Source organism: Halorubrum yunnanense (genome assembly GCF_026586675.1).
In the GTDB taxonomy this organism is placed as follows: Archaea; Halobacteriota; Halobacteria; order Halobacteriales; family Haloferacaceae; genus Halorubrum; species Halorubrum yunnanense.
This window is the reverse complement of record NZ_JAODIX010000035.1, coordinates 17,587-38,590: the sequence shown is the minus strand read 5'-3', so window position 1 is coordinate 38,590 and position 21,004 is coordinate 17,587. Positions and strand designations below refer to the sequence as shown.

Annotated in this window: 23 protein-coding genes and 1 pseudogene; 9 read left to right on the top strand and 15 right to left on the bottom strand. The window is 69.6% G+C overall.

Annotation, left to right across the window (positions count from 1 at the left end):
• Positions 1-35 precede the first annotated feature (35 nt).
• The 9 genes and pseudogenes from N5096_RS09625 to N5096_RS09585 all read right to left on the bottom strand — a co-directional run bounded on the left by N5096_RS09625 (position 36) and on the right by N5096_RS09585 (position 7,969).
• The gene (locus N5096_RS09625; protein ID WP_267664265.1) at positions 36-779 is read right to left on the bottom strand and encodes a ThuA domain-containing protein; all 744 of its coding nucleotides are present in this window, start codon (positions 777-779) and stop codon (positions 36-38) included.
• Between the two features lie 286 nt (positions 780-1,065).
• Positions 1,066-2,193 (bottom strand): ATP-binding protein, encoded by a 1,128-nt coding sequence (locus N5096_RS09620; protein ID WP_267664264.1) that lies wholly within the window; start codon positions 2,191-2,193, stop codon positions 1,066-1,068.
• A gap of 319 nt (positions 2,194-2,512) precedes the next feature.
• Positions 2,513-3,118: pseudogene (locus N5096_RS09615) on the bottom strand (histidine kinase N-terminal 7TM domain-containing protein); the annotation flags it as partial.
• Between the two features lie 240 nt (positions 3,119-3,358).
• Positions 3,359-3,811 carry a DUF5804 family protein gene (locus tag N5096_RS09610; RefSeq protein ID WP_267664262.1) on the bottom strand — a complete coding sequence of 151 codons (453 nt, stop codon included), beginning with the start codon at positions 3,809-3,811 and terminating at the stop codon, positions 3,359-3,361.
• A 70-nt stretch (positions 3,812-3,881) separates the two neighbouring features.
• A complete protein-coding gene (locus N5096_RS09605) occupies positions 3,882-5,084 on the bottom strand; it encodes a methionine adenosyltransferase (protein WP_267664260.1) in 1,203 nt (400 codons plus the stop codon).
• Between the two features lie 93 nt (positions 5,085-5,177).
• On the bottom strand, positions 5,178-6,299 hold the full coding sequence (locus N5096_RS09600; protein ID WP_267664258.1) for a pyridoxal phosphate-dependent aminotransferase: 1,122 nt from the start codon (positions 6,297-6,299) through the stop codon (positions 5,178-5,180).
• A gap of 72 nt (positions 6,300-6,371) precedes the next feature.
• Positions 6,372-6,650, bottom strand: coding sequence for a hypothetical protein (locus N5096_RS09595; RefSeq protein WP_267664257.1), 279 nt, complete (start codon positions 6,648-6,650; stop codon positions 6,372-6,374).
• Between the two features lie 154 nt (positions 6,651-6,804).
• Positions 6,805-7,545: a tRNA (adenine-N1)-methyltransferase gene (locus N5096_RS09590; RefSeq protein WP_267664255.1), complete on the bottom strand. Its 741-nt coding sequence runs from the start codon at positions 7,543-7,545 to the stop codon at positions 6,805-6,807.
• A gap of 10 nt (positions 7,546-7,555) precedes the next feature.
• Positions 7,556-7,969 carry a nascent polypeptide-associated complex protein gene (locus tag N5096_RS09585; RefSeq protein ID WP_267664254.1) on the bottom strand — a complete coding sequence of 138 codons (414 nt, stop codon included), beginning with the start codon at positions 7,967-7,969 and terminating at the stop codon, positions 7,556-7,558.
• Between the two features lie 106 nt (positions 7,970-8,075).
• Between N5096_RS09585 and N5096_RS09580 the strand changes: the two genes are divergently transcribed.
• Positions 8,076-8,861 (top strand): creatininase family protein, encoded by a 786-nt coding sequence (locus N5096_RS09580; RefSeq protein WP_267664252.1) that lies wholly within the window; start codon positions 8,076-8,078, stop codon positions 8,859-8,861.
• On the opposite strand, the gene N5096_RS09575 is transcribed toward N5096_RS09580, so the two are convergent.
• Both N5096_RS09575 and N5096_RS09570 read right to left on the bottom strand, forming a co-directional pair.
• On the bottom strand, positions 8,855-9,562 hold the full coding sequence (locus N5096_RS09575) for a 6-hydroxymethylpterin diphosphokinase MptE-like protein (RefSeq protein WP_267664251.1): 708 nt from the start codon (positions 9,560-9,562) through the stop codon (positions 8,855-8,857). The genes N5096_RS09580 and N5096_RS09575 overlap by 7 nt on opposite strands.
• 180 nt (positions 9,563-9,742) lie before the next feature.
• A complete protein-coding gene (locus N5096_RS09570) occupies positions 9,743-10,993 on the bottom strand; it encodes a dihydropteroate synthase (RefSeq protein WP_267664250.1) in 1,251 nt (416 codons plus the stop codon).
• A 735-nt stretch (positions 10,994-11,728) separates the two neighbouring features.
• Here N5096_RS09570 and N5096_RS09565 point away from each other — a divergent pair.
• Positions 11,729-12,577 carry a ferritin-like domain-containing protein gene (locus N5096_RS09565; protein ID WP_267664249.1) on the top strand — a complete coding sequence of 283 codons (849 nt, stop codon included), beginning with the start codon at positions 11,729-11,731 and terminating at the stop codon, positions 12,575-12,577.
• A gap of 183 nt (positions 12,578-12,760) precedes the next feature.
• On the opposite strand, the gene N5096_RS09560 is transcribed toward N5096_RS09565, so the two are convergent.
• Positions 12,761-13,306, bottom strand: coding sequence for a DUF192 domain-containing protein (locus N5096_RS09560; protein ID WP_267664248.1), 546 nt, complete (start codon positions 13,304-13,306; stop codon positions 12,761-12,763).
• Positions 13,307-13,449: 143 nt separating this feature from the next.
• Between N5096_RS09560 and N5096_RS09555 the strand changes: the two genes are divergently transcribed.
• The 4 genes from N5096_RS09555 to N5096_RS09540 all read left to right on the top strand — a co-directional run bounded on the left by N5096_RS09555 (position 13,450) and on the right by N5096_RS09540 (position 15,945).
• Positions 13,450-14,043 (top strand): DUF8114 family protein, encoded by a 594-nt coding sequence (locus N5096_RS09555; protein ID WP_267664247.1) that lies wholly within the window; start codon positions 13,450-13,452, stop codon positions 14,041-14,043.
• On the top strand, positions 14,040-14,903 hold the full coding sequence (locus tag N5096_RS09550) for an RNA methyltransferase (RefSeq protein ID WP_267664245.1): 864 nt from the start codon (positions 14,040-14,042) through the stop codon (positions 14,901-14,903). Before N5096_RS09555 ends, N5096_RS09550 begins: the two co-directional genes overlap by 4 nt.
• Positions 14,904-14,965: 62 nt before the next feature.
• Positions 14,966-15,595: an AzlC family ABC transporter permease gene (locus N5096_RS09545; RefSeq protein ID WP_303654961.1), complete on the top strand. Its 630-nt coding sequence runs from the start codon at positions 14,966-14,968 to the stop codon at positions 15,593-15,595.
• Positions 15,592-15,945, top strand: a complete 354-nt coding sequence (locus tag N5096_RS09540) for an AzlD domain-containing protein (protein ID WP_267664241.1) — start codon at positions 15,592-15,594, stop codon at positions 15,943-15,945. Before N5096_RS09545 ends, N5096_RS09540 begins: the two co-directional genes overlap by 4 nt.
• A gap of 28 nt (positions 15,946-15,973) precedes the next feature.
• Here N5096_RS09540 and N5096_RS09535 read toward each other — a convergent pair whose 3' ends face one another.
• The 3 genes from N5096_RS09535 to N5096_RS09525 form a co-directional block, all read right to left on the bottom strand.
• A complete protein-coding gene (locus tag N5096_RS09535) occupies positions 15,974-16,342 on the bottom strand; it encodes a DUF8147 domain-containing protein (RefSeq protein ID WP_267664238.1) in 369 nt (122 codons plus the stop codon).
• Positions 16,343-16,405: 63 nt separating this feature from the next.
• Positions 16,406-16,729, bottom strand: coding sequence for a DUF8066 domain-containing protein (locus tag N5096_RS09530; RefSeq protein ID WP_267664237.1), 324 nt, complete (start codon positions 16,727-16,729; stop codon positions 16,406-16,408).
• 77 nt (positions 16,730-16,806) lie between these two features.
• Positions 16,807-18,738, bottom strand: a complete 1,932-nt coding sequence (locus N5096_RS09525; protein WP_267664236.1) for an aldehyde ferredoxin oxidoreductase family protein — start codon at positions 18,736-18,738, stop codon at positions 16,807-16,809.
• 277 nt (positions 18,739-19,015) lie between these two features.
• Here N5096_RS09525 and N5096_RS09520 point away from each other — a divergent pair, with 277 nt between their 5' ends.
• From N5096_RS09520 to N5096_RS09510, 3 genes are all read left to right on the top strand, one after another.
• Positions 19,016-19,489, top strand: coding sequence for a hypothetical protein (locus N5096_RS09520; RefSeq protein ID WP_267664235.1), 474 nt, complete (start codon positions 19,016-19,018; stop codon positions 19,487-19,489).
• 37 nt (positions 19,490-19,526) lie between these two features.
• The gene (locus N5096_RS09515) at positions 19,527-20,621 is read left to right on the top strand and encodes an archaeosine biosynthesis radical SAM protein RaSEA (RefSeq protein WP_267664234.1); all 1,095 of its coding nucleotides are present in this window, start codon (positions 19,527-19,529) and stop codon (positions 20,619-20,621) included.
• 170 nt (positions 20,622-20,791) lie between these two features.
• Complete coding sequence (locus tag N5096_RS09510; protein ID WP_267664232.1) at positions 20,792-20,995, top strand: DUF8106 domain-containing protein; 204 nt, start codon at positions 20,792-20,794, stop codon at positions 20,993-20,995.
• Positions 20,996-21,004: the final 9 nt, after the last annotated feature.

Below are 21,004 nucleotides of genomic sequence, written 5' to 3'. Positions count from 1 at the left end.
CCGTGGTCAACTACCCCCGAAACCGCCAGCTCCGATCAGCGCACCGTCCGGTCGTCGCTCGCGTCGATGTCTTCGATCGGCTCGGCGTTGCCGAACTCGGGGGCCGGCTCGTCGCCCGGTTCCGCCCAGTCGACCGCGTTCCGAAGTACCCGCCTGACGTCGTCGTCGTGGTAGATCGGGTACGTCTCGTGGCCCGGCCGAAAATAAAACACCTTGCCGTTCCCGCGCCGGTAACAGCAGCCGGAGCGGAACGTCTCGCCGCCCGCGAACCAGGAGGTGAAGACGAGGGTGTCGGGCGCCGGGACGTCGAAGCGCTCGCCGTACGTCTCGGTCTCGTCGAGTTCGAGGTACTCGCCGACTCCGGCCGCGATGGGGTGGCTCGGCTCGACGGTCCAGAGCCGCTCCGTCTCGCCGGCCTCGCGCCACTTCAGCGAGCAGCTGGTGCCCATCAGCCGCTTGAAGATCTTCGAGTAGTGCGCGGAGTGGAGCACGAGGAGGCCCATCCCGTCGAGCACGCGCTCGTGGACGCGGTCGACGACCACGTCGCGCACCTCGTCGTGCGCGGCGTGCCCCCACCACGTGAGCACGTCGGTGTCGTCTAACACCGCCTCCGTGAGCCCGTGCTCCGGGCCCTCGTCGAGCGTGGCGGTGCGGACCTCGTGACCCGCCTCCTCGAAGGCGTCCGCGAGGACCGCGTGGATCCCGTCGGGGTAGCGGTCGGCGACGGCGTCGCTCTCGCGCTCGTGTCGGTACTCGTTCCAGACCGTGACGCGCGCCATACACCCCCTGCTCTCCGAACTGACTTGTAGGATCGCCTCCGCGCCGGAAGGGGTTCGTACCGGGTCGCGCAGCGGCGGGGCAGCCGGAGGAAGTCCGGCGACGAGGCCGGGGTTTGGAGTTGTTTTCCGCGACCCCTCATCGACCACTTATAAGCGAGAACCGAGGGTTCGTGAGCGCTCCCCGCGAGGTCGTCGGGTACAGACGGTCGACGTCGACACTGCGTCCGCGGCTAATCGTCCGTACCGTCTTCGGACACGCCTGCCCGTGACAGCCGACGGTCGCGCCTTACGACGTCTTCGGGAGGCGAATCGTGACCGTCGTGCCCTCGTCTCCCGCCGTCGTCTCGAGTTCGCCGTTGAGGCTGGTGACGATCCAGTGGATCAGCCACAGGCCGAGCCCCTCGCCGTGAACCAGCGGCGTCTCCACGGTGGACTGCAGGACGTCCTGCTCTATCTCGGGGATCCCCGGTCCGTTGTCTCTGACGGCGATCACTACCCCCGCCTCGGTGACCGTTACGTCGACCTCGACGTCCGGTGGGTCACCGCCGTGTTTCGCGGCGTTTTCGACGACCTCCCACAGTGCCGTCTTAAGACGCTCGTGGGTGTCCGCGACGACGGTGTCCGGGGCGTCGACGGTCACCGACGCCTCAGGGAACTGCATCCGCAGCTCCGAGACGGTGTCCTCGAGCATCGGGGCGATGTCGATCGGTTCGAGCTCGGGCGACAGCTCCCGGTACTCGTCGAGACGCTGGGCCGACTCGGTCAGGTCGAGCAACTGGTCGGCCGTGTCCTTGATCTTCGTCGCCTTCTCGGCGTCTTCACCGCTGAGTCGCCCCTCGAGTATCCCCGCGTACCCGGTGATGATGCCCATCTTGTTCCGCATGTTGTGACGCAGCACGCGGTTGATGACGCTGATGAGCCCCTCGCGCTCCCGGCGTTTCGTCGCGTCACGCACCATCAGCTGGATGCCCACGATGTCGTCCGTTGTCCGCTCGTCAGCGGGGACGCTCCCTCGATAGATGGGAACGCCGCGCACGTCCGTGAACACGGTCGGCCCGGCTTTCGTCTCCAGCGGGAAGTCCTGCACCAGGTTGCGTTCGCCGTCGAATATCGGCTCGATTTCGTCCCACGCCCGTTCGACCGTCGCCTCGTTCGGGAGGAGGACCGACACCGGTTCCCCCTCGAGTTCCGCCGGTGAGTACCCGAGGAACTCCGCCACGGACGGGGAGGCGAAGGTGAACCGACCCTGCTCGTCGATCCGGAAGACGAAGCCGAAACTGGCGTCGATGACGCCCCGGTAGAGCTCGTTCTGCTCGTTGAGTTCGATCTCGCGTTCGGCGAGCTGGCGCCGCTGCCGCTCCGTCTGGGTCACGTCCGAGAGCCGTACGACTTGGGCCCCGGCGTCGCCGAGCATGGCGGTGCTCGTCGAGACGAAGTAGTACCGCGGTTCGCCGGCGGCGCTCGCGTTCGAGTATCTGGTCGTCGCTCTCGAGCGCCTCGGCGACCGACGGAACGGCCTCGGAGAGCGGGTCGCCCGTCGCCCCCTCGAGTTCCGGCAGCACCTCCCTGACGGTCGCCGAGTGGTCGCGGATGCGCCCTCGTTCATCGAGGTAGATGGAGAGATCGTCACCGAACGACGCCCGCTGCACCGCGAGGAAGCGGCGTTCGAAGACGAACAGCACGCCGACTGCAAACACTGCCACCCCGATGGGGGCGTAGATGATGTCGATGACCAACGGCGTGAACTGAGCGCCGACGTCGAACACGACCGGGAGCCCGATCAGGGCCGACAGCGCGCTGAGGGGTCGGGTCTCGTACCCCGATTCGAAGAAGAGCTGGAAGATCATGAACAGCCCCACCGCCGCCAGCACGTACGATAGCCCCGTCGCGGTCCAGTGGAGCACGTTGTGTTCCACCGCGAGGTGTGCGAACGGCGTCGACACCTGCCTCGGCGTGAAGTAGGCCCCGTGGACCGGATTCGTAGCTTTGATCAAGACCACGACGAGAAAGACGGCCGCGCTCGCCCGTCGTAACGACGGGTCTCGGTGGTAGTTCCGTCCGGAGTAGGCCGAACAGAAGTAGAGCCACGCCCAGACGGTGGCGAAGCCGATGGTGAGTCCGACGATGTACGTCGGCACGCCCAGGGAGTCGGGGAGCAGGAACCCGGCGGCTCTGAGGAGCGCCCACCCCCCGGCGGTGGCGAGCAACCCCACCAACCCCCGGCGGGCGTCGGGGTCCTGGAACTTCCGCGCCCGACCGATAGCGGCGAAACAGACGATACCGCTGAGCGCGAAGACGCCGACGTATATCTGTCCGACGACACCGAGACTCTGCAGCATCAGTCGTGTGGAACTCACTTCATGTGGGGATAAACATTGGCTTGTGGAACACGGGGACGCCGTTCGTGGGCGTCCCGCGGACGCTCGGCCGGTGAGCGTTCTGCGAACGCCCGGCAGGTGAGCGCACGTGGCGCCATGTCCCGCGTCTCGGGGCCCGACGGCCGGCGCCTATTTATATACGAATGCGGCCGATCGGGCCCGCGACCACCGCGACCGGCGACGCCGATGGCCGACGGCCGGTCACCCCGAGAACTCGGTCTCGCTCACCCGGACGATCACGGTCTCGTCGACGTCACGGAGGTCGTACTCGGGCGTCTCGCCCTGCGTGCGCCGGACGTACAACGGCTCGACCGGCCGGCCGTCGACGAGGCCGAACACCTTCAGGCGCTGGTCGGTCTCCTCCGGCGGGACCGCGCCGTCGCGCACCTCGCGGGCGAGGTCCCGTGAGAGCCACTCGTGGGTCGAGACCGACGGCTCGCGGACGAGCGCCTCGCTGACGAAGCGCACGAGATACCAGTTGAGGTCGTTTAAAAGGGACACCGCGGCGCCGAGGCTGACGGTGTCGACGGCGAGGCCGTTCGCGAACGGCTCCTCGATGTCGTACGTCGCCAGGGCGTCCCGGGCGGTCTCGCGCGACAGCAGCTCGTAGGTGAGGTTGACGTCCGGATCGCCGAGGAGACACACCCGCGTCACACCCTATCGGTCTCGTCGGCTCCCCAAATCGGTTGCGGTCGGTTAGCCGCCGACCCCGTCCCGCGCCGGCTCAGAACGTCGAAACGTCCCCATCGATGACGCTGCGGGTCACGTCGGTGACGTCGGACAGCTCGCGGTCGACGATCTCGAGGACCGCCGCCTCGATGTCCCCGATCGCGACGCCCTCCTCCGTGACGAGCTGCGCGTCGGCGACGTGCGGCTCGTCGATCGGGCGGCCGATCTGCGAGAGCAGGCGGACCTGCAGGTCGCGGATCCCGTCGATCTCGTCGGTGACCGACTCCGCGATCCGGGTCGACAGGAGGTTGTAGATCTTCCCGATGTGGTTGACCGGGTTCTTCCCGGAGGTCGCCTCCATCGACATCGGTCGGTTCGGGGTGATGAGCCCGTTCGCGCGGTTGCCTCGCCCGACCGACCCGTCGTCGCCGTGCTCGGCCGAGGTGCCCGTGACGGTGAGATACACCGAGCCGTCGTCGTAGTCGTCGGCGGTGTTGACGTCGACGTGCACCTCGCGGTTGGTGTGGTCCTCGGCCAGTTCGGTGACGAACTCGCGGACGTGCTTGACCGCGTCGTCGTACTCCTCGAGCCCGTCGACGTAGGCGTCGACCATCGCGGCCGCGACCGTGATATCGATCCGGTCGCCCTCGCGTTTCCCCATGATCTTCACGTCCGGACCGATCTCGGGGTGGTCGTCGTGGTACCGGCCGTTGAGCGCGCGCTCCGCCTCGCGGACGATCGTCTCCGTCTCCGTGAGGGGCGCGTGGCCGACGCCGAAGGAGGTGTCGTTCGCCATCGGCACCTGCTGGGTCTCCTCGCCGAAGACGTCCTGGAGGTCGCCGGAGCCCTCGCCGAGCTTGGCGTCGACGACGACGTCGGTGCCGTACTCCAGCTCTGGGATCGCCTCGGCGAGGTAGTCGCGGGCGGCCGCCAGCGCGGTCGAGTTGACCGGAAGCTGCTCGCCCTCGTACTCCTTCGTGGCGCGCCCGACGATGAGGACGTAGATGGGCTCGACGACCTCGCCGCCGCCGTAGGCCGGCGCGGCGCGCCCGGCGACGAGCTGCGTCTCGTCCGTGTTGTAGTGCAGCACCTTCCCGACGCGGTCCAGGTAGAGCTGCGAGAGCGCCCGCGACACCGACTCCGCGATACCGTCGCAGATCGAGTCAGGGTGTCCGATACCCTTCCGCTCGACGATCTCGACCTCCTGGTCCTCGACGGCCCGCCGGTCGAGGCGGCTGACCTGAATGTTCCGGTCCATTACCTTTCGGTACTCCGCCGGCCGCAGTATAACTTGCGGAAACCTCCTGCGTCCCGGTAATGCTTTGAGGTTATACTTTCGGCGAGGTCGATCTCACTCGACGGCCTCGTACGCCTCGCCCATGACGTCCAGCGCCTCACGGAGCTCGCTCTCGTCGGTCGCGTACGAGATCCGCGCGTGACCGCGACCGCCCTCGCCGAACGCCTCGCCCGGGACGACGATCACTCCGCGGTCGAGGCACTCGTCGACGAACCCCTCCGGCACCCGCGGCATCGCGTAGAAGGCGCCCTGCGGGGTGGGACAGTCGAGGCCGATCTCGTCGAGGCCGTCGAGGACGAGGTTCCGTCGCCGCTCGAAGGAGGCGGTCATCTCGTCGACGACCCCGCGGTCGCCCCGGAGCGCGCCCTCGGCCGCGTACTGGGCCGGGGCCGACGCGCAGGCCTGCGCGTACTGGTGGACGCGCAGCATGCGCTCCACGCGCTCGTCCGAGCCGTACACCCAGCCGAGCCGCCAGCCCGTCATCGAGAACAGCTTCGAGGCGGAGTTGACGACGACGACGCTGTCGGTCTCCGCGAACTCCATCGGCGAGCGGTGCTCGCCGTCGAAGACGGTGTACTCGTACACCTCGTCCGAGATGCAGAGGACGTCGTACTCGTCCGCGATCCGCGCGAACTCCCGAACGTCGGCCTCGGAGGAGACCGCCCCGGTGGGATTCCCCGGGGAGTTCACCACGAATGCCGCGGTGTCGTCGGTGATCGCCTCCTCGATCGCGGCCGGGTCGATCGTGAGGTCGTCGCGCAGCGGGGCGGGGACGGGCTCGCCGCCCGCGAGCTTCGTCAGCGCGTCGTAGGAGACGAACCCCGGGTCCGGGATCACGACCTCGTCGCCCTCGCTCACATGCGCCTCCATCGCGACGTGGAGCGCCTCGCTCCCGCCCGCGGTGGCGATCACGTTGTCGGGGTCGAGGTCGACCCCCTGGTCCGTCCGGTGTTTCTCCGCGATCGCCTCCCGGAGCGACCGGGTCCCCTTGTTCTCGGTGTACGCGTCGGCCTTCCCGTCCTCGATCGCGTCGACGGCCGCCCGGCGCGCGTGTTCCGGCGTCGGGAAGTCGGGCTGTCCGAGCCCGAGGTTGATCGCGTCGTCGCCGGCCGCCTCGAACACCTCGCGGATCCCGCTGATGGAGATCCGCTCGACCCTGTCGGAGAAGTTCGGCATATTCGTTGGGGGGCGCTGCCGGGAGTTAGTTCTTGTCACGTCGGCGCCGCCGCGGAGCCGCTCGACCGGCGCTCACCGCTTCCGGTCCCACACCGGTCGGCGCCCCTCGCCGTCGGGACCGCGGCGGAGGGTTCCGTCCTCGTCGAGCGGGAGCGCGAACCGCCCCCGGAGCACGCTGAGCACCTCGGTCGGCCTGGCCCGGCGGAGCGCGTCGACGGCGTCTGGGCGACAGGCGACCCGCCACGACGCGCCGCTCTCGGTCCGTCGCCGAGCCGCGAGGACCGGCGGGAGCAGTCCGAGCGGGACACCGACGGCGACGACGCCGGACCGTCCCGCGAGCGCCGACTCCAACGCGTCGGTGAAGTCCTCGCCGGACTCGCCGATAGCGACGGCGACCGCGGAGGGCTCGGCGGTCGCGCCGTCGCTGTCTCTGTTTCCGTCGCCGCTCTCCGCCGGAGAAACCGTACGGTCCGTGGCGGCGGAACCGGAAAGAGCGTTGCGCCGGTCAGGGCGCCCGCGCGAAGACGAGGTAGCCGGTGTGGCCGACGCCCGCCGTGGAGGGGCGGGAGCCGCGGTCGGAGAAGTCCATCTCGCGCTGGATCGTCTCCAGCGTCTCGATCCCGTCGAGACCCGCCTCGCGGGCGGCGAGGACGGCGTCGCGGGTCCCCTCCACGAACGGCGAGTAGACGGCGAGACAGCCGCCCGAGGCGAGCACCTCGTCCGCGCGCTCGACGACCGCGGGCGCGTCCCCCGTGTCGAGCGTGAGGGCGTCGAAGGGGTCCCCGTCGGCGAGCGCGTCCAGCTCCTCGGTGATGTCGCCGGTGCGGACCTCGACGCGGTCGGCGACGCCGGCAGTCGCCATGTTCGCGCGGGCGACGTCGGCGAACTCGTCGTCGACCTCGTAGCTCGTCACGTCCGCGCCGGCGCGGCCGAGATAGGCGGCGAGGATCCCCGTGCCGGTGCCGGCGTCGAGGACGCGGTCGCCCCCCGACGCGCCGGTGTGGCCCATCACGAGCCCCACGTCGCGGGGCATCATCGGGGCGCCGGTGCGCTCGAGGTGGTTGAACAGGTCCGGGCCGCGGAGTTCGCGGACCTCGAAGGCGGTGCCGAGGTGGGTCTCGACGGTGTCGCCGTCGGCGACGTCCTCGGGAACTTCGAGCACGCCGAGGTCGGTGCCGAACTCCTCGCCGGGCTCCAACAGGTACTCCCGGTCGTCGTGGACCAGCAGGTACGCGGCGTCCGTCACGCCGGATCAGTCACTCCAGGGCCGCGATCGCGGCGGCGAGGTCGCCGTCGGCGTCTTCCAGGGCCTCGCGAGCCGTCGACTGCGGCACGCCGGCGCGCTCGGCGACCAGCGCCACGTCCTCGTCCGGGACGCCGGCGTCATCTGTGCCGTCGTCTTCGATCGCCGCCGCGCCCGCGTCGGCCTCGACGGCCGAAGGCCCCCCGCCGGCGCCCGCGTCGGCGACCGCCTCCGGCGAGCCGACGATCTGGTAGGTCTCCTGGCCCTGCGCGTCCATCTTGGTGACCTGGGCGCCGTCGAAGACGAGGTCGTCGCCGTCGGCCGTCTCGATGACGACCCGCTCGGCGTCGATGTCCTCGACGTCGATTCCCATCTGTTTCATCATCTGTTTCATCTTTCGCGGGTTCATGCCGCCGCCTCCGAACATAACGGCCAATTCGGCCGGACGACACAAAAAGGGTGGCGACACGCGACGAGACGGCGAGCCGCGCCGGAACGGCCGGGTTCATACGTCCCGACGCACACCTCCCGATATGTACCTCGCCGACCGGACGTGGCCGGAACTCGGAGCGCGGCTCTCGGAGGAGTCCGTCGCGGTCGTCCCCCTCGGCTCCACCGAGCAGCACGGACCGCACCTCCCGCTGGCGACCGACCACCTCATCGCCGAGGCGCTCGCGAGCGCGGCCGCCGAGGAGGCCGACGTGATCCGCACGCCGACGATACAGGTGGGCGTCAGCCCGCACCACCGGCAGTTCCCGGGGACGATGTGGGTCGACCCGCCGGAGTTCAGAGAGTACGTCGAGGCGTTCACCCGGAACCTCGCGTACCACGGGATCGACCGCGTCGTCTACGTGAACGCCCACGGCGGTAACGTCCAGCACCTCCGCGAGGTCGGCCGACGGCTCCACCGAGACGGGACGACGTACGCGTTGGAGTGGATGTGGGACGAGTCGATCCCGGAGCTCGTCGACGAGTTGTTCGAACACAACGGTCCCCACGCGGGCCCGAAAGAGACCGCGATGATCACCCACATCGCCCCCGAGCTCGTCCGCGAGGACCAGCTGGAGAACGCCCGCGACGACGGGCTGGTCCACCTCGGCGACTCCGACGCGTTCGTCCACGGCGCCCGGACGTTCTACGACTCGGTCGACAACTCCGCGAACGGGGCCTTCGGCGACCCGACCGACGTGACGCCGGAGAAGGCCGAGCGGCTGTTCGAGGCCGCGACCGATCAGCTCGTGCAGCTGGTAGAGTGGCTGGAGGCGCGCGACCGCGAGGAGCTGCTGCCGAAGGAGCGCGTCGAGTCGTCGCCCTACTGATCGCCGCCGGACAGGATCCGGTCGAGCGCCGCGTCCGACTCCCCTCGCCGCCCGTCGAGAATTCCGAACCGCTCGTCCCGGCGGCGTTCGAGCCACCGCAGCAGCCGGGCGGCCCAGTCGAGCTTCCTGGCCTTCATGGGACCGACGTCGGGGTCGTCGAACTCCCAGCCGGGGAAGACGAGCCGGCCGGCGCCAACGTGGTCGGCGAGGAAGGCGGCGCGGTCGCCGTCGGTGAACCCCCCCGTGTTGACGACCGGTCCCGTCGGCGCCGCCTGCGTCGTCGCCAGCGTCCACTCGTCGGCGAACCGCGGGAGCCACTCGCGGACGGCGGGGACGTTGTCGCCGTGGGCGTGGGCCGCGACCGGCACGCCATCGCGGGTCAGCGCCGCGGCCGTCTCCGGGTTCTTGTCGAGGTCGGTCACCATGCAGTCCACTTCGACTCCCCGGTCGCGGAGGACGTCGACGGCGGTCGAGGCGGCAACGACGACGTCGGCGTCGCGGGCGATATCGACGTCCTCGACCAGTCGCGGCGCGGCGCCCGCGACCGCGACGGTCGCGCCGCGCCAGTCGCCGAGCCGGTCGAGCGGGAAGGGGGTCGCCAGCTCGGCGGCGACGTCGCGGGCGCGCTCGTCTGCGGCTCGCTCGAAGCCGAACTCCGCGAGGATCGCCTCGTAGGTCGGCTCGAACGTCTCGAAGTTCACGTGGGCCCCTCCGAGTGAACTCCGCCGACGTCGCAGTTCCGCCCTCGCTCGGGCGCCGCGCGGCGCCGTCGCTGGCGGGTTCGAATGTGGTATGGGCCGGAGTAGCACTGAGTACCCCTACCCGCGTGCCCCTCCGGCGTCCGATCGATTGGTTGTCTGCACGACGGCATAAACTTTCTCTTACTTCCGGCCGGCGTCAATCGTTTCGAGCGCGGCGTCGAGCGCGGCGGAAACACCGGAAACCGCGTCTCTGATCCCTGCGAGCCCGGCAGGCGTACAGACCACGAGCCCGGTCCCGCCGGCTCCCGCGGGCTCGTCGACCTCACCGCCGTCGACGGCGCCCCCGTCGGTCGCGGAGGGCGGGTCGGCGGTCGCCGCGTCGGCCGCCCCCGCGAGGGCGAACGCGGCCCCGTCGACCCCCTCGGCTCCCGCTGTCGCGGCCCGGAGCGCGCCGACCGCCGGCTCCGGGAGCCCGGCGAGTTCGTAGGAGCGAACGGCGGCGTCGCCGGCGACGTCGCGGTCGACGCCGAGCCTGTCGAGGTGGCGCTTCGCCTCGCGCGCGGTCGTCACGTCGAGCTCCTCGACGGCGACGTCGCCCGCGTCGCGGCCCGAGCGGACGCGGTCGCGAGCGAACTCGGCGCCGACGAGCGCCGCGTCGCGGGTCTCGGCGACGTCGTGGGTGCGGATCACGTGTGCGCCGCGCTCGACCGCCATCGACGTGGCGGCGAGCGACACCGGAAGGGCCTCCTCGGTGGAGCGGCCCGCGATCGTCTTGAGGAAGCTCTTGCGGTTGATCGAGACGAGCAGGGGGCGGCCGTACCCCCGGAACTCTCGCAGGCGGTCGAACGTCTCGCGGTCGTCGGCGTGGGTCTTCGCCTCGGACCACCCGCCGAAGGCGGGGTCGAGGATCGTCTTGTCGGTGAGCCCGTTCATCGACAGCGCGTCGTATATCTCGTCCACGTCCTCGATCGCCCCCGGCCGCTCCACGTCCGGCGGCGAGGCCATCTTCGAGACGGCGGCGTCGTGCTCGCGGCAGACGCGGGGCATCTCGGGGTCGGCGAAGCCGCAGATGTCGTTGACCATGTCGAACCCCCGCGCCAGCGCCTCGTCGGCGACCTCGTGATAGCGGGTCTCGATCGACCAGACGGCGTCGCCGGAGGTCGATTCGAGGGTCTCGATCGCCGTGTCGAGGCGGTCCAGCTCCCCCTCGGCCGAGAGCACGTCGAGGTCCTTGTTGGCCGATTCGAGGCCGACGTCGACGATGTCGGCGCCCTCGCCGATCAGCTCCTCGTCGACGTACGCGGCGGCCTCGCCCGGGTCGTCGTACACGCTCGGATCGTACGGCGACTCCGCGGAGACGTTGAGCACGCCCATGATCCGCGGTGGGTGATCGTCGCCGATTCCGAGCCCCGCGGCGTCCACGTTTTGCATACCGTTACCACGGGCGCGAGCGACATAAACGGGGCGAGTACCCGACGTCCTCGCCGGGAGACCGGAGTCGGAATCGGGTCGAGCGCGACCGGTGCGGCATCGGGACCAATACCCGACTAAGCGGTGCCGTGAGCACCTATCGGCCGCGAGTAAGCAGGAGCCAACCGCTCCGCCGACGGCCGACGACGACGCCGCCGGCGACGGCTGCGCGAACACCGCGAACCCGTCGTCTCGACCGCTGCCGGCGCTGTGAACGTACTATTCAGTTATGCAAAAGTAACGCAGCGGTACTGTTTCTACCCTGTATATAACTATGAGTCATGTGCCCGAACCGTCGGACGCCGGGGATCACCCGGTTTGACATCCTCTCCGCCCTGAAGGGCGAAGATTCCCACGGCACCGCACCGCTGGGTTGGGATGTTGAAGGTTTGTAGACGCCTCGATGACGGCTACTGGCTGTGCCAACCAGCCGTTACTCCTATCCCGGCATGGGATTCGGAGGTACTTCTGACTGCCTACACCCTATTTCGACACGGAAGAGGGTGTCTTCCGCTTGAAATGAGGGAATCCCGATATTGTCCGATTAGTGGGGCGGGTGGACCGCCTCGGTTGCCATCAAATACGTCTCAGGTTACTTAAAACATCCTTTCGGCACGCCGAACGTGGTTCGTGGAGGGTTTGTCGGATTCATCCCCGCCGTGAACGGCGAGGCTTTCTCCTCAATTCTCCGTAACGATGACAGACATAGACGACCCCAAGGCGTACGCGGAACGAATCGCAGAGTCGGTGAAAGAACAGGCGGAGGGCGGCGATTCCCGTCGGAGCTTCCTGAGCCGCTCGGCGCTCGCCGGGGGGACGGTACTCGCGCTCGGCGGTGGCACGGGCCTCGCGATGGGACAGGGCGGGGACAGCACTGCGGAGGAGATGACGGCGGACTTCGACGACGTGCAGGGGACCGACATCGACGTGTTGAACTACGCGCTCACGCTGGAACACCTCGAGAACGCGTTCTATCGCGAGGAGTTAGAGACGTTCAGCGCGGACGACTTCGCGCGGGCGGAGTACGATATGCCCCTCTCGGAGCTCAGCAGCGAAACGTCGAACGAGGTCCAGATGACGTACGACTACGTCGAGGTGATCGGCGAACACGAGGCCACCCACGTCGAGGTCCTCAGCGAGGCGATCGCGCTGCTCGGCGGGGAGCCCAACGCCGAGGCCACCTACGACTTCGGGGTTGACACCGTGGACGGGTTCCTGGCGACCGCCCAGGTGTTCGAGAACACGGGGGTCGCGGCGTACGCCGGCGCGGCGCCGTTCATCGAGAGCCCCGACCTCCTGGGGGCCGCGCTGTCGATCCACAGCGTCGAGGCGCGTCACGCGGCGTTCCTCAATCACATTAACGGCGAGATCCCCTTCCCGAACGCGTTCGACTCGGCCCTCTCCCAGCAGGCCGTTCTCGACGCTGTCACCCCGTTTATCGGGTCAGACGACGGCGACGACAACGGCGACAGCGGCGGCAACGGCAACGGCGGTGGAAACGGCAACGGCGGTGGAAACGGCAACGGCGGAAACAGCAGCCAGTAGCGACCGACCGAACGCACTCTCGGAGGGGCGTTTCGCGCCTCTCCGCGATCCCTCTCGATTCGCGGTCTCTCCTGTTCGTTCCGCGCCAGTCTCGCCTTCGACGAACTCTCAGTGACCGGGACCTACCGAGACCTGAGACGCCGGAGTCCGGAGACGACTATTTATAAACAGACCGACGATCGGTTATAAATCGAACAGTAACGCGTCCCCGACCTCGACGCCGTGGCGGTCGGTCCATTTATACGGGACTTCGAGCACGTACCGCCCCGAACCGGGGTACCGCTGCTCTTCGCCGTCCTCGTTCGGGCCGGGCGCCGGCGCGTTGTGGATCTCGACTATTCCCCCGTCGCCGTCGGCGTAGACGATGTCGATTCCGAACGCCATGTCGCGCATGACGAACGCGAGGCTGTCCCGCTCCGCGGGGAAGACGAACAGCATGCCGGCGTCCTCCGGAAGCGATTCCGCGTCGCTCAGGCCCAGAAACCGCTGGTCGCCGGTCTCGGCGACCGCGGCGGTCACCGTCCCGAGGCGGTCGCCGTCGGGGGTTCGGGCCTCGACGGGCGTCGCGTCGTAGTCGGCGTACGCGCCGGAGGGCCAGTCCGTCGCGGGGTCCGTGTCGGTACCGGCCCCGGAGCCACCGTCGCTCGGGGTCGGCCCGCTCCCGACACAGCCCGCGAGCCCCCCGACCGAACCGCCCCCGATCGCGGCCAACATCTCGCGGCGTCGCATTGGCGGACCCACGAGGCGCTCGGGTATATGCCCCGCGAACGGGTCCCCCGTCCCGCCGACCGCGCGCGCGGCCGCCTCGCCGACGCCCGCCCGCCCGCCCCGGGAAGGACGCGCTTTTATTTGGGGCTCGCCTACCCGCTGGCATGGCGAAAGTGAGCGTCGGCCTCCGCGGGTGGCGGTTCGACGAGGAGGAGATCTTCACCGACGACGGCGAGCTCAAGCCGCTCGACGAGATCCCCGAGGGGCCCCGAGAGCGCCTCTTCAGGCTCGTGGGGCTCGTCGAGGAGCCGTGCGACGTCTGTTACCTCGAGTACGGCGAAAGCGAGGTCCACCGCTGTAACCAGGCCGAGATCGTCTACGGGGAACCCAACGGCGAGGTGCTCTGCTGCCCCGAACACGAGCCCGACCTGATCTACTGGTTCCGCGAGGAGGGCGGCAGCGAACACGCCGGCGAGCTGGAGTTCGGCGACCGCTTCCACGAGTGGGTCGCGGCCGGCAACGGGGCCCCGGAGGGGTACGGCTCCGTCGAGCACGTCGACGAGGACCCCGACGGGCTCCCGGACCTGCCGGACCAGGAGGAGATCCAAGAGCGCGTCGAGCGGGACTTCGAGGGCGACCGGATCGACATCCTCGGACTCGCCGGCGGGGAAGGCGGCGAGGCGGACGCGGACGACGAACTAAGCGAGGACGACTTCGAGGACGTCGACCTCTCGACCGACTACCCGTCGAACCGATGAGCGGCGACGAGGGCGCGGGCGTCGACCGAGACGCGAGCGTCGACAGCGACAGCGCGAGCGCCGGGGACGACGGATCCGAGGGGTCGACCCGCCGCAAGCCGGTCGTCGTCGTCGTCGAGCCGGAGACGCCCGGCAACGTCGGCACCATCGCCCGGGCGATGAAGAACTTTGGCCTCTCGGACCTCAAGCTGGTCGATCCCCCGGAGCTGAAGGAGGGCGGCGAGGCGTACGGCTTCGCGGGTCACGCCCGTGAGGACGTCCTCCCGAACGCGGAGACGGTGACCTTCGACGAGGTCGTGTCGAACTACCACACCGTCGGGACCACCGCGATCACCGGCGAGGACGACCGGAGCCACGAGCGCTTCCCGTTCAAGACCCCCGTCGAGCTCCGGGAGTCGTTGAAGACCGTCGACGCCCCCACGGCCGTCGTCTTCGGCCGGGAGGGCCGCGGGCTCAACAACGAGGAACTCTCGCGGCTCGACGAGGTGTGTTCGATCCCCGCCGCCGACGACTACCCGGTCTTGAACCTCGGGCAGGCCGCGACCGTCCTCCTCTACGAGCTCCGCGACCTCACCGTCGACGAGACGCAGCTCCCGGACACGGCGGTCACGCGCGCCCCCGAGGCCGACCTGGAGCGCTTCCACGAGTTTTTCGGCGACTTCCTCGCGGTGACCGGCCAGCGCGAGCACGTCCGCGAGAAGAACGCGCTGCTGATGCGCCGGCTGCTCGGACGCGCGCACCCGACCGAGCGGGAGATCCACTCGCTCCTGGGGACGTTCCGCAAGGCGAACGCGAAGCTGGAGCACGCGGACCACCTCGCCGCCAAGTACGACGAGCCGGTCTACCCGCGGGACGGATAGCCGTGAGCGACTCGCTCCTCGACGGCGACCTCTGGGCCGGCGTGCGAGACGTGTCGCCGCTCATGCTCGGGATCGTCCCGTTCGCGCTCGTCGCCGGCATCGCCGCGGTTGACGCCGGCCTCGGGCTCGCGGAGGCGGTCGGGATGTCGGTGATCGTCTTCGCCGGCGCCTCCCAGCTGGCCGCGCTCGACCTGCTCGGGGCGGACGCGCCGCTCGCGGTCGTCGTCGGGACGGCGGTCGTGATCAACGTCCGGATGGTGATGTACTCGGCCTCCATCGCGCCGTACTTCGCCGAGTACGGCCGCCGGCTCCGCGCGGGCCTCGCGTACGTGCTCACCGACCAGGCGTACGCGCTCTCGGTCGCCGAGTTCGACGAGAACCCCGACCGGAGCCGCTGGCGCTACTACCTCGGCGCCGCCGCGTCGCTGTGGGTGGTCTGGCAGGTCGGGACGGTCGTCGGCGTCGTCGTCGGCGCCGGCGTCCCCGACGCGTGGGGACTCACCTTCGCGGTGCCGCTCGTCTTCCTCGCGCTGCTCGTTCCCGCGATGAAGGACCGACCGACGACCGCGGCGGGCGTCGCGGCCGGCGCGGTCGCCGTCGTCGCGGCCGGGCTCCCGCTGAACCTCGGGCTGCTCGTCGGGGCGGTCTCCGGAATCGTCGTCGGACTGCTGGCGGAGGTGGTCGGCGAGTGACGGGCGCGCTTCCCGCCGCCCCCTCCGTGCGCGTCTGGATCGCGATCCTCCTCATCGGGGTCGCCACGTACGGGTTCCGGCTCTCGTTCATCCACCTGTTCGGCCGGATCGACGAGGTGCCCGCGGCGATAAAGCGCCCCCTGCGGTACGTCCCCCCCGCGGTGCTCGCCGCGCTGGTGCTCCCCGATCTGGTGACGCTTGGCCCCTCCGTCGCGGCGACGCTACTCGACGAGCGGCTGATCGCGGGCGCCGTGGCCGGCGTCGTCGCCTGGCGCACCGAGAACGTGTTCGCGACCATCGCGGTCGGGATGGGCGTGCTGTGGCTGTTCCGGTTCGTCGCGTTCGCGTGAGCGGCGGCCGGGGTGTGACGCGGTCTTTTCAGTTGACCCGTTCCGGGTAGCGCCGCGCCAGGAGCCCGACCCCGACCGCGCAGACCGCGGCGAACGGGACCGCGGTCGCGACGCTCACGAGGTCGCGAGCCGGCGGCACGGCGTACGAGACCGCGGCGGCGACGAGGAGCGCGTAGCCGAACGCGGCGATCCCGAGCAGGGCCGGTCGCGCGCTCGGCGAGCGCCAGAGGCGAGTCCGGACCGCCGCGCCCGCGACGACTCCGGCCGCGAGCCCCGCGGGGAGCCCGACGAGCGCGGAGAAGGCGATTTGAGCCGCGAGCGCCTCGGTGAAGACGGCGGCGACGACGAGGAACGCGGTGAGTGCGACGCCGATCGTCGCGATAGGGCGGGCGTTCATGACGCGCCGAGACGACGGCTCACGTTTTAAATAACGCGCCGAGTTCTCGGTTCGCGAGACGGGCTACCGCTCGCGCTCCCGCTCCGTGACTCGATCCGCGGGCGACTCCGCGCGCTCGCTCACCGATCCGAACCGGGATCCCCGTTCGGCCTCGCGCTCGCGGGCGTCGGCGATCCGCTGGGCGCCGTCCGCGAGCGCGTCGAGCGCGGCGAACAGGCGGTACGAGATGTACGGACCGACCGAGAGCGCGAGGACGACGACGACTCCGAACAGGACCCGTCCGACGATCAGGAGCGAGTACACGAGCACGAGGAGACTCACCGTTGCGAGGACGGCCCCGGTGCGAGTACGGAGGGCTTCGGCGGGAGAGAGCGGGTCGTGCGCCATGCGCGCCGCTATCGGCGCGAATCACTTAAAAATGAACGCGGAACCGAGCGGCTCGCGGCGGCCGGACGCGGCCGTCCTCAGTCGTCGGCCGGGGCCGCGGAGTCGCCGGTGGAGACGCCGGTACCGGGGCCGACATCGATCCCGAGATCGGCGAGCTTCTCGTCGGGGACGACGCCGTCGACCCAGCCGCGGGACTCGTAGTACTCCGCTTTCATCTGGTCGAGCTCGACCAGCTCGCCCTCGCTGGCGCCCGTGCCGGGGATGGCGTCCGGGTGCCCCTCGATGAAGCGGTTCGGCAGCGTGTCGTCCGCGCCGTCGAAGCCGGCGAGGTTGTTGAAGTACCGCTCGAGGTTGTACACCCGCTCGCCGGCCTCGAACAGCTCGTCTTCGGTGACATCGCGGCCGGTCACGCCGTTGTACTGGAGGACGTACTCCTCGATCCCCTCCGCGAAGGCGCTGAACTTGCAGATGTCGAACGAGTCCGACACCGCGTGCAGGTCTTGGAAGGTGGCGGTGAGCTCGCCTTTGCCCTCCCACTCGTACGGGTCGACCTTCTCCGGAATGCCGAGAATCTCGGCGGCCGGCGTGTACCCGCGCAGGTGGCAGGCGCCGCGGTTGGAGGTCGCGTACGCGATCCCCATCCCCTTCATGCAGCGCGGGTCGTACGCGGCCATCGTCTGGCCCTTGACGGAGAGCTTGTTGTCGTGGGCGTCTTTCCCCTCGGCGACGCGCTCGGGGCCCTCCGCGAGGAGGTCGCCGAGATCCGAGGACCGGTGACCGATCTCGTCGATGAGGTCGATCATCGTCTCGGAGTCGCCCCAGTCGAGGTGACCGACGCCGTCGAGTTTCCCCTCCTCGCTCATCTCCATCGCCATCGCCATCATGTTGCCGGCCTCGATGGTGTCCATGCCGAGGTCGTTACACCGGTCGAGCATGACAGCGATCTCGTCGCGGTCGGAGTGGCCGGAGTTCGGGCCGAGCGCCCACGCGGACTCGTACTCGTACGACTCCATGCGGACGTTCAGGTCCTCGCCCTTGTGCGTGACGTCGACGTCGACTTCCTTCTTACAGGCGACCGGACAGGAGTGACACGTCGGCTCGTCGACGAGGATGTTCTCCCGGACGTTCTCGCCGGAGACGCGCTCCGCCTCGATGTCGACGCCATCGGCCTCGTTGTACGCCTCCGTCGAAGTGTGCTGCGCGTTCTTCGTCGGGAGACCGTCCATCTCCTCCGTCGCGTTCATCAGGACGTTGGTGCCGTACATCGAGAGCCCGCCCTCGTTGGGCGCGGTGACGTCGGACTCGCGGATGACCTCCATCGCCTGCTGGTAGCCCTCCTGGAACGTCTCCGAGTCGGCGGGCTTCGGCATGTCGGTCCCCGATTTCACGACGACGGCCTTCACGTTCTTCGCGCCCATGACAGCGCCCGTGCCGCCGCGGCCGGACGCGCGGTCGTCCTCGTTGATGACGCAGGCGTAGCGCACGCCGTTCTCGCCGGCCTGCCCGATCGCCATCACGGAGAGGTTCTTGCCGACGGACCCCTCGACCTCCTCGCCGAGGTCGTCGATCGTGTCGTGGACGCCCTGGCCCCAGAGGTGGGAGGCGTCGCGTACCTCGACGTCGCCGTCCTCGACGACTAGGTAGACGGGCTCGTCGCTCTCGCCGTCCAGCAGGATGCCGTCGAGCCCGGCCCACTTGAGCCGCGCGCCCGACCAGCCGCCGTGGTGCGAGTCGGTGACCGTCCCCGTCAGCGGGGACTTCGTCACCAGCGCGATGCGGCCGCTCATCACGGTCTGCGTCCCCGTGAGGGGGCCCGTCATGAACGCCAGTCGGTTGTCCGGTCCCATGGGGTCGACGTCCGGCCCGGCGTCGAAGACGTACTTCACGCCCAGCCCGCGCGCGCCGATGTACTTCTCCGCGTCTTCGTCGTCGATTCCGCGGTACTCGACCGCTCCTCGGCCGAGATCGACCTGTGCAACTCGGTCCCTGTAGCCGCCCATTTCAGTCATGTAATGCTCGTTCATTATAGACGGACTGTAGCGTGTTAGTTGTTCACCTCCCGACGTAGCTGATACCGGTTACGCCGACCCGAACATGAACGGGTTAGCAGTATAAATGAACTGCGCGAGCCGAACCGTCGAAATCCGGCGACGAAGACCCAATCGCGGGGGCGTCAGGGCGACGCCTCGACGGTCGTGCGAGCGAGCGGTTTCGGTGACTCCCGGCGTCAACGCCGATCGCCCGCGACGGCGTGAGCCCTAACTCCCCGCGAACCGAACCGCGAGCGTGACGGACGCCGACCGAGGGCGACGACCGGACCGCGGCCCGGGAGACGCGTCGCCGCGGGCGTCGGCGACGCGGTCCCGGCCCCTCGCGGCCGCGGTCGGCGTCCTCGTCTTCGTCGCGTCGGTCGTGCCGGTCCCGAGCGCGCGAGCGACGGGGGGCCCCGACGGGGCCGTCGGTGTCGTCGACGGAGCGGTCGGCCTGGTGGTCGGGGCGCTCCCGGCCGGGGTCGGACTCACCGTCCCGTTCCACGTCGTCGGCTACGCGATTCTCGCGGCCCTGCTCGTTCCCGCGACGGGACGGGAGCCGCGCGTCGTCGCCGTCGTCGCGGCGGCTGCCGCGGCGACCGCGTTCGGGTTCGGGATCGAGCTCGTGCAGGCGCCGATCCCGTGGCGGTCGTTCGCGTGGAGCGACGCCGTCGTCAACGCGGTCGGCGCGGTCGTCGCTGCGATTCTCGCCTGGGAGCGTCCGCGATGACGACACGGCTTTACGCGCGCGGCCGCTTTCCCCGGTAATGAGCAAGCCGAGCCCCGACGCGTACGAGCAGGGGCGCGGGATGGACGCGCACAACGCCGTGATGCGCGACGTCCGCGCCGAGCGCTCGGAGACGTACGACCCGACGCAGCCAACCCGCGTGTGGATCGACGAGGACAACACGCCCGACGGCGTGGTGAACTCCCTCACGATCATCCTCAACACCGGCGGGTGCCGGTGGGCCCGCGCCGGCGGCTGCACCATGTGCGGCTACGTCGCGGAGTCGGTCGAGGGGGGCAGCGTCAGCCACGAGGCCCTCATGAACCAGATCGAGGTGTGTCTCGACCACGAGCGCGAGGAGGCGGACGCCCCGGCCGAGCTCATCAAGATCTACACCTCCGGCTCCTTCCTCGACGAGCGCGAGGTGCCCGCGGAGACCCGCCGAGCCATCGCCGAGACGTTCGCGGACCGCGACCGGATCGTCGTCGAGTCGCTGCCGGACTTCGTGAGCCGGGAGAAGATCGGCGACTTCGCGGCCCACGGGATCGCGACCGACGTCGCGGTCGGGCTGGAGACGGCGACCGACCGCGTCCGCCACGACTGCGTGAACAAGTACTTCGACTTCGCCGACTTCGAGGACGCCTGCGCCGAGGCGGCCGCGGCCGACGCCGAGTTCGACGCCGACGTGGGGATCAAGGCGTACCTTCTCATGAAGCCGCCCTTCCTCGCGGAGCCCGAGGCCGCTGCCGACATGGTCGACTCGATCCGGCGCTGCGCCGACGTCGACGGCTGCCACACCGTCTCCATGAACCCGACGAACGTCCAGCGCTACACGATGGTCGACGAGCTGTTCTTCGAGGGCGGCTACCGCCCGCCGTGGCTCTGGTCGGTCGCGCACGTCCTCGAGGAGACGGCCGACGTCGACGCCATCGTCGTCTCCGACCCCGTCGGCCACGGCTCCGACCGCGGCGCGCACAACTGCGGCGAGTGCGACGACCGCGTCCAGACCGCGATCAAGGACTTCGACAAGCGCCAAGACCCGAGCGTCTTCGAGCAGGTCTCCTGCGACTGCGAGGCGACGTGGGAACACGTGATGGACGCGGAGACGAGCTACAACATGCCGCTGGCGCGGTAGACCCCGTCGACCGGAAACGCGGTGGGAGCCCGCGAGAAAATACAGTCAGACTTCTGAGACGAACGATCGCCCCGGATCCGAGTAGTCGTGCGTTCGCCGGTTATCGTTCGCTATATACCGAATGATCGGGTCGAACAAGACCCATATACGTCCGGATACTACGGTAGAACATGAACGCAGTCGCCAGCGGTTCCCGGTCGTCCCGCCGGAAGTCGGTCCTCTTCTGTGCGGAGTGCAGCTTCCAGAACCCCGTCTCGGAGGGGTGGCTCGTCGTCAGCGACGGCGACGAGCGCACCATCGTCTGCCCCGAGTGCGGTCACGTCGCCGACCACCGCACGGAGCGGTCCGCGCCGTCGCCGCAGCGCGCGGACTGAGCCGTCTGT